Source organism: uncultured Cellulomonas sp. (assembly GCF_963527515.1).
In the GTDB taxonomy this organism is placed as follows: Bacteria; Actinomycetota; Actinomycetes; order Actinomycetales; family Cellulomonadaceae; genus Cellulomonas.
The window spans coordinates 47,040-53,929 of sequence record NZ_CAURTV010000015.1; the positions used below are offsets into that span (position 1 = coordinate 47,040).

Sequence of the window (6,890 nt, forward strand, 5' to 3'; positions counted from 1 at the left end):
ACGCCGCAGAGCCTACCGAACGCGCCGCAGCACGTCCCGTAGGGGCCGGACCCGCACACCCTCGGCCGCCAGGTCGTTCCGCGCCCCGCGGCGGTGGTGGAGCACGAACGCCACACCGACCACCCACGGCACCAGCAGCACGGCGAACGCGACCCGGTACGCGTCGAGCGTGTAGGTGTTCGCGCCGGCCGGGGAGACCAGCTGCAGCACCAGCCCGACGGCGAGTACCCCGAGGATCGTCGAGGTGAACCCGCCCATGTTCACGAACCCGGTGGCCGCCCCGAGCCGCTCCCGGGGCGTGAAGGTCCGGGCGTAGTCGACGCCGACCAGGGAGATCGGTGCGCCGGCGCCGAGGACGACCACGAACACCACCAGCTGCCACAGCGGCCGCGGGGTGTCGAACGCCAGCAGCACGGCCCAGGCCACGAGCGTGGCGACGGCGGTCCCGAGCACCGCCCAGCTGCGGCGCATGGGGTGGCGGGCGGTGAAGTGCCCGGCCAGCGGTCCGGTGACCATGGCGGACAGGGTGAGGACGATGAGCAGCAGGCTGGCCTCGCCGGGGGTGCGGCCCTGGGCGGTGACGAAGAACGGCACGCCCCACAGCAGAGCGACGACGTTGGCGGAGAACGGGCAGACGAAGTGGCTCCAGAAGCCCAGCCGGGTGCCGTGCGGGCGCGCGGCCGAGCGGACGGCGGACAGGAAGCGCTCGGGCGCGGGCGTCGGCGACGCGGCGGAGCGGATGCCCGCGAACGCGACGGAGGCTGCTACGAGCCCGAGGCCCGCCAGCGTCGCGAACGCCACGGTCCAGCCGTGGTCGTGCAGCAGCCAGGCCACCGGGATCGCCGACGCCAGCTGGCCCGCCTGACCGATCAGCCCGGTGGTCTGCACCATCACCGGCACGCGGCGCGGCGGGAACCACTCGGCGACCAGCCGGCACGCGCCGATGAAGATCGGGGCGTCGCCGGCGCCGATGAGCACGCGGGCGACGAGGGCCCACGCGACCTGGTCGGAGACGGCCAGCAGCAGCTGCCCGGACGCCATCACCAGCGAGCCGGCGACGAGCACGGACCGGGCGCCGAACCGGTCGAGGAGCTGCCCCGCGGGAAGCTGCATGGACGCGTACGCGGTGAGCTGCACCACCGAGAACAGGGCCAGCATCGTGGCGGACAGGCCGAACCGGTCGATGGCCTCGACGCCCGCCACCCCGAGCGCCGTACGGTGCACGACCGCGGTGAAGTACACGACCACGGCGGCGGCGAACACAGCGCCCGCCGATCGTGTCGTTCTCACGCGGCACGGTACCTCCGGCGGGGACCCGGCTGCGGCGAGCGCTCGACGCGTGACCGTCAGCCGTGCGTGGCAGGATCGCGGGATGACGACGGAGCAGAAGCCAGCGCCCGACATCACCAAGAATGCCGGCGACACCGAGCTGTGGGTGGAGCGCACGGGCAAGCGCCTGTACACGGGCCGCAACTCGCGCGGGGCCGAGGTGCTGATCGGCAGCGTGGGCGTCGAGAACGTGTTCAGCCCCGGTGAGCTGCTGAAGATCGCGCTGGCGGGCTGCAGCGGGCTGTCCGCGGACGCCAAGCTGGCCCACTACCTCGGCGACGACGTCGACGTGATCATCAAGGCCACCGGCATGAGCGACGCGGACGAGGACCGCTACCCGGCCATCGCGGAGGAGCTGATCGTGGACCTGAGCGCCCTCGACGCGCCCACCCGCGAGCGCCTCATCACCCTCCTGCACCGGGCCATCGACTCGCACTGCACGGTCGGCCGCACGCTCGACGCCGGCGCCACGGTGCAGCTCACCGTCACCGGAGAGCGCTGATGCCGGCCCTCGTCGAAGCGGCGCTCGCCAAGGCCGTCACGGTCCCGTCGGCCACCATCCACGCGCACGTCGACTCGCTGCGCCGCAAGAACCCCGAGGCGTCGCCGGAGCAGCTGGTGCGGCTCCTGGAGAAGGAGTACCTGCTGGTCGTCCAGAGCGCCGGCGGCGCGGTGGGCGCGTCGGCGGCGGCGCCGGCGGTCGGCACGGGCGTCGCGATGGCGCTCACGGTCAGTGACGTGGCGACGTTCTTCGGGGCGTCGGCCGCGTTCGCGCTCGCGGTGGCCAGCGTGCACGGCATCGAGGTCGAGGACGTCGAGCGGCGGCGCGCGCTGCTGCTCACCACCATCCTCGGCGACGACGGCACCAAGATCGTCGCGGAGGGTGCCGAGCTGACCAGCGTGAGCGTCGCGCGGGCGCTGCTGACCCGGATGCCGATGGCGACGGTCCGCAAGGTGAACACCACGATGACGCGCCGGCTGGTGCGCACGCAGCTGACCAAGCAGACCGGTCTGGCCGTCGGCCGGCTCATCCCGTTCGGCGTCGGCCTGGTGGTCGGCGTCGCGGGTGCCCGGGCGCTCGGCAAGACCGTCATCGAGGGGGCGCACAAGGCGTTCGGTCCCCCGCCGCTGGCGTTCCCCAAGGTCATCGAGATCGCGGGCCCGAACGACAAGCCCGTGATCCTGCCCGCCGAGCCCAAGCGGCTGACGGGCAGGTTCAAGCGGATCGGCTCGAAGAAGTAGGTCCTACCAGCGGGCGTGCACGTGCTGGCGGATCCGGCCGTCGTAGATGCCGCGCAGCCCGCCGAGGGTCTCCTCGTCGACCGGCGCCAGTGACCCGGCCGCGGCGTTGCCCACCGCCTGGGCGGCCGAGCGCGCGCCGGGGATGACCACGGAGACGCCGGGCTGGTCGATGATCCAGCGCAGGGCCAGCTGCGCGGTGGTCCACCCCTCGGGCGTCAGCGACGCCACCTCGCGGGCGGCGGCCACGCCGACCTGGAACGGCACCCCGGCGAACGTCTCGCCCACGTCGAACGCCTGGCCGTCGCGGTTGTAGGTGCGGTGGTCGTCGTCGGCGAACTGGGTGTCCTCGTCGTACTTGCCGGACAGCAGTCCCGACGCCAGGGGCACGCGCGCGATGATCCCGACGCCATGCTGCAGCGCCAGCGGGAGCACGTGCTCCAGCGGCTTGCGGCGGAAGATGTTGAGGATGATCTGCACGGTCGCGACGTTCGGCCGGACGATCGCCTCGAGCGCCTCGTCGACCGTTTCCACGGACACGCCGTAGGACGCGATGCGGCCCTCGTCGACCAGCACGTCGAGGGCGTCGTACGTGGACTCGCGGCGGAACACCTCGGACGGCGGGCAGTGCAGCTGCACCAGGTCGAGGGTGTCGACGCCGAGGTTCTCCCGGGAGCGGTCGGTCCAGGCGCGGAACCAGGACAGCGTGTAGGCCTCAGCCGTGTGCGGGTCCGCGCGGCGGCCCATCTTCGTCGCGACCGTGAGGCCGTGGTCCGGGCCGCGGGAGCGCAGGAACGTGCCGATGAGCTTCTCCGAGCGGCCGTCGCCGTAGACGTCGGCGGTGTCGAGGAACGTCACGCCGGCGTCGACGGCCGCGTCGAGCACCGACAGCGCCTCGTCCTCCGTGACCGATCCCCAGTCCCCGCCGAGCTGCCAGCAGCCCAGCCCCACCACCGCGACCGACCGACCCGTACGTCCCAGCTGGCGGCTCTCCATCGACGTCTCCATGGACACGGACGCTACCCGGGCTCAGCATGGGCTGCGTGACGAGCATCCCGATCGACGCCGTGGTCCGCTCCTTCCCGGTCGATGCCGCGACGGCGTGGGCGCTGGTCGCGGACCTGCGCAACCATGAGCGCTGGATCCCGCTGACCCGCGTCGAGGTGGACGGCTCCACGGTGCGGGCCGTCTCGGGACCCTTCGCGACGCGTGGCGCCCCCGGGCTCACCGACGTGATGACGATCGACCGGTACGACCCGCCGGCGGGCGACGAACCGGGCGTGGCCACGTTCACCAAGGTCGGACGCGTGCTCAAGGGGCACGCGAGCATCGTCGTCGTGCCGGCCGGACCGTCGTCGAGCCGCGTGCTGTGGAGCGAGGACGTCTACCTGGCGGGGCCGCTCCCCCGGCGACTCACCGGTGCACTGCTCAAGCCGTTCCTCGGCGGGATGGTCCGGTACGCGCTGATGAAAGCCCACCGCGAGGTCCGCGCAACAGATCGCAACGCCTGAGCCCTTTCGCGCAACGGATCGCGCCCCACCGCGCAATCCCAGATGAACGGTGCAGCCCGTACCAACTCGTACCCTCGTGGGAACGACACGCCACGAGGAGCCTCATGACCCCGATCGCCCCCGGACGTACCGACCGCCGCTACCTGATGTGCGAACCCCTGCACTACACGGTGTCCTACGAGATCAACCCGTGGATGGACAAGACGCGGCACACCGACGTCGACCTCGCCGTCCGCCAGTGGCGCACGCTGCGCGACACCTACCTGGACCTCGGCCACGTCGTCGAGACGATCGACCCCATCGACGGACTGCCGGACATGGTCTACGCCGCCAACGGCGCGACCGTCGTCGACGGCATCGTCTACTCCGCGAAGTTCCGCTACGCCGAGCGCCAGGCCGAGGGCCCCGCGTACCAGAAGTGGTTCGCCGACCGCGGGTACGTCACGCACACCGCCGCGCAGACCAACGAGGGCGAGGGCGACCTGCTGGTCGTCGGCGACTACATCCTCGCCGGCACCGGCTTCCGTACCGAGCGCGCCGCCCACGCCGAGCTGCAGGAGCTGTTCGGCCACCCGGTGATCTCCCTGGAGCTGGTCAGCCCGCACTACTACCACCTGGACACGGCGCTGGCCGTCCTGTCGAGCGACCCTGCCGACCCGCAGATCGCCTACTTCCCGCCGGCGTTCTCCCCCGGCTCGCAGGCCGTCCTGCGCCGGCTGTTCCCGGACGCGATCGAGGCCACCGAGCGCGACGCCGCCGCCCTGGGCCTCAACGCCGTGTCCGACGGCTACAACGTGGTCGTCGCACCGGGCGCGGTCGACCTGGCCGCGGCGATCACCGAGCGCGGCTACCACCCCATCCCCGTGGACACCAGCGAGCTGCTCAAGGGCGGCGGCGGCGCCAAGTGCTGCACGCTCGAGATCAGGCCCGCCTCCGGGTCCGGGCGATGACTCTCGCCGAGCTGGGCACCATGTCGGTCCTCGCGCCCAACTACCACCCGCTGCCCGTCACGCTGGTCGACGGGCTCGGGTCGTGGGTGACCGACGACGAGGGCCGGCGCTACCTGGACCTGCTGTCCGGGTACTCGGCGCTCAACTTCGGCCACCGCCACCCGACCCTGACGGCGGCAGCCCATGCGCAGCTCGACAGGCTCACGCTCACGTCCCGCGCGTTCGACCACGAGCTGCTCGAGCCGTTCGCGGCGCGGCTGGCGGCGCTGATCGGGCCGCTCGTCGCCGGGCCGCCCATGGTCCTGCCGATGAACACCGGCGCGGAGGCCGTGGAGACCGCGATCAAGGCCGCGCGCAAGTGGGGGTACGACGTCAAGGGCGTGCCCGCCGACCGCGCGACGATCATCGTGGCCGACGGCAACTTCCACGGCCGCACGACGACGATCGTCTCGTTCTCCACCGACCCCGACGCGCGCCGCGGCTTCGGCCCGTACACGCCGGGCTTCCGGGTGGTCCCGTACGACTCGGTGGAGGCGATCCGCGACGCCATCGACGAGACCACCGTGGCCGTCCTCCTGGAGCCGATCCAGGGCGAGCAGGGCGTCGTCGTCCCGCCCGACGACTTTCTGCCCGGGGTGCGCGCGCTGTGCACGTCACAGGACGTCCTGTTCGTCGCCGACGAGATCCAGTCCGGGCTCGGCCGCACCGGCACCACGCTCGCGTCCGAGCTCTGGGGCGTGAAGCCAGACTTGGTCACCCTCGGCAAGGCGCTGGGCGGCGGAGTGCTCCCTGTGTCGGCGGTCGTCGGCCGCTCGGACGTGCTCGGCGTCCTCACCGCGGGCACGCACGGGTCCACGTTCGGCGGCAACCCGCTGGCGTGCGCGGTCGGCCTCGCGGTCGTCGGCCTCCTGGAGACCGGGGAGCTGCAGGCACGCGCGGCGACTCTGGGGCTCGCGTGGGGCACCCGCCTGGACGCGCTCGTCGACGCCGGTCTGCTCGCCTCGTCGCGCCGCGTCGGCCTCTGGGCGGGGCTGGACGTCGCCGAGGGCCGCGGCACCGGCCGTCAGCTGTGCGAACGCCTGCTGGCCCGCGGTGTGCTGGCCAAGGACACCCACGGCAGCACCATCCGCCTGGCCCCCCCGCTGACGATCACGCCGGAGGACCTCGACCTGGCCACCGACCGCCTCACGGACGCCCTCCACTGACCCGCAACGTCCGAGCAGATGTCGGCTCCAGCCCACCTCTGCTCGGACGCTCGCGTGAGGTTGACCGCTGCGTCCGAGCATGTGGCTGTTCCGGCGCTCACTTGCTCGGACGCTCGCGGGGGGTTGACCGCTGCGTCCGAGCATGTGGCTGCTCTGGCGACCAGATGCTCGGACGTCAGCTGAACTTGACTGCGCCGAACAGCCAGCCGCCCAGGCTGGCTCCGCCGACGGACATGCTGGACACGTCGGTGCGGCGCATCTGGGCGTCGTGACCGGCGGACCGGGACCACGCGGAGACCATCGAGGACGCCGACCCGTTGCTGACGCAGGCGACGATGTTGTCCCCGCCGGAGTGCCAGATGCCGCCGGCCGAGGCCATGTTGATCGCGTGGCTGACCAGGCTGCCGCTGCGGGAGACCGACAGCTGCGACAGGCCGAGCGAGGCGCGGTACTCGTTGATGGCCGCGCCGATGGCGGACACGCTCGACTCGCCGGCGCCGGAGCCGCCCGAGCCGCTGCAGACCTTGCCGCCGGCGGGGATGCCGCTGGTGGCGGGCGCGGCGGGGGCGGACTGCGTGGTGGTGGTCGTGGTGCGCGGAGCCCGGACGGTGGAGCGGGAGGGGGCCTTGGCGCGGGCGGCCGCGGCTGCCTGCGCC

Annotated in this window: 8 protein-coding genes; 5 read left to right on the plus strand and 3 right to left on the minus strand. The window is 72.8% G+C overall.

Features of this window, described 5'->3' with window-relative positions:
- Positions 1 to 12 precede the first annotated feature (12 nt).
- Positions 13 to 1,290 carry an MFS transporter gene (locus tag RYN42_RS06470; protein WP_315094742.1) on the minus strand — a complete coding sequence of 426 codons (1,278 nt, stop codon included), beginning with the start codon at positions 1,288 to 1,290 and terminating at the stop codon, positions 13 to 15.
- An 82-nt stretch (positions 1,291 to 1,372) separates the two neighbouring features.
- Here RYN42_RS06470 and RYN42_RS06475 point away from each other — a divergent pair, with 82 nt between their 5' ends.
- Together RYN42_RS06475 and RYN42_RS06480 are read left to right on the plus strand one after the other, a co-directional pair.
- Positions 1,373 to 1,831: an OsmC family protein gene (locus RYN42_RS06475; protein ID WP_315094744.1), complete on the plus strand. Its 459-nt coding sequence runs from the start codon at positions 1,373 to 1,375 to the stop codon at positions 1,829 to 1,831.
- Positions 1,831 to 2,571, plus strand: coding sequence for a hypothetical protein (locus RYN42_RS06480; RefSeq protein WP_315094745.1), 741 nt, complete (start codon positions 1,831 to 1,833; stop codon positions 2,569 to 2,571). The genes RYN42_RS06475 and RYN42_RS06480 overlap by 1 nt, the downstream gene beginning before the upstream one ends.
- Before the next feature lie 3 nt (positions 2,572 to 2,574).
- Here the strand turns inward: RYN42_RS06480 and RYN42_RS06485 are convergent, their stop codons facing one another.
- Positions 2,575 to 3,564, minus strand: coding sequence for an aldo/keto reductase (locus RYN42_RS06485; RefSeq protein ID WP_315094756.1), 990 nt, complete (start codon positions 3,562 to 3,564; stop codon positions 2,575 to 2,577).
- 47 nt (positions 3,565 to 3,611) lie between these two features.
- Between RYN42_RS06485 and RYN42_RS06490 the strand changes: the two genes are divergently transcribed.
- The 3 genes from RYN42_RS06490 (at position 3,612) to rocD (ending at position 6,234) form a co-directional block, all read left to right on the plus strand.
- A complete protein-coding gene (locus RYN42_RS06490) occupies positions 3,612 to 4,079 on the plus strand; it encodes an SRPBCC family protein (protein ID WP_315094747.1) in 468 nt (155 codons plus the stop codon).
- 104 nt (positions 4,080 to 4,183) lie between these two features.
- Complete coding sequence (gene ddaH / locus RYN42_RS06495; protein ID WP_315094749.1) at positions 4,184 to 5,029, plus strand: dimethylargininase; 846 nt, start codon at positions 4,184 to 4,186, stop codon at positions 5,027 to 5,029.
- Positions 5,026 to 6,234, plus strand: a complete 1,209-nt coding sequence (rocD, locus tag RYN42_RS06500; RefSeq protein ID WP_315094751.1) for an ornithine--oxo-acid transaminase — start codon at positions 5,026 to 5,028, stop codon at positions 6,232 to 6,234. Before ddaH ends, rocD begins: the two co-directional genes overlap by 4 nt.
- A gap of 175 nt (positions 6,235 to 6,409) precedes the next feature.
- Here the strand turns inward: rocD and RYN42_RS06505 are convergent.
- Positions 6,410 to 6,890, minus strand: a 481-nt coding sequence (locus RYN42_RS06505; protein ID WP_315094752.1) for a hypothetical protein, incomplete at its 5' end; no start/stop codon positions are given.

Excerpts from the sequence above, each read along its gene's own strand:
- RYN42_RS06475 (WP_315094744.1), top strand. The coding sequence starts at position 1,373 with ATGACGACGGAGCAGAAGCCAGCGCCCGACATCACCAAGAATGCCGGC.
- rocD (WP_315094751.1), top strand. The coding sequence starts at position 5,026 with ATGACTCTCGCCGAGCTGGGCACCATGTCGGTCCTCGCGCCCAACTAC.
- ddaH (WP_315094749.1), top strand. The coding sequence starts at position 4,184 with ATGACCCCGATCGCCCCCGGACGTACCGACCGCCGCTACCTGATGTGC.
- RYN42_RS06480 (WP_315094745.1), top strand. The coding sequence starts at position 1,831 with ATGCCGGCCCTCGTCGAAGCGGCGCTCGCCAAGGCCGTCACGGTCCCG.
- RYN42_RS06485 (WP_315094756.1), bottom strand. The coding sequence starts at position 3,564 with ATGGAGAGCCGCCAGCTGGGACGTACGGGTCGGTCGGTCGCGGTGGTG.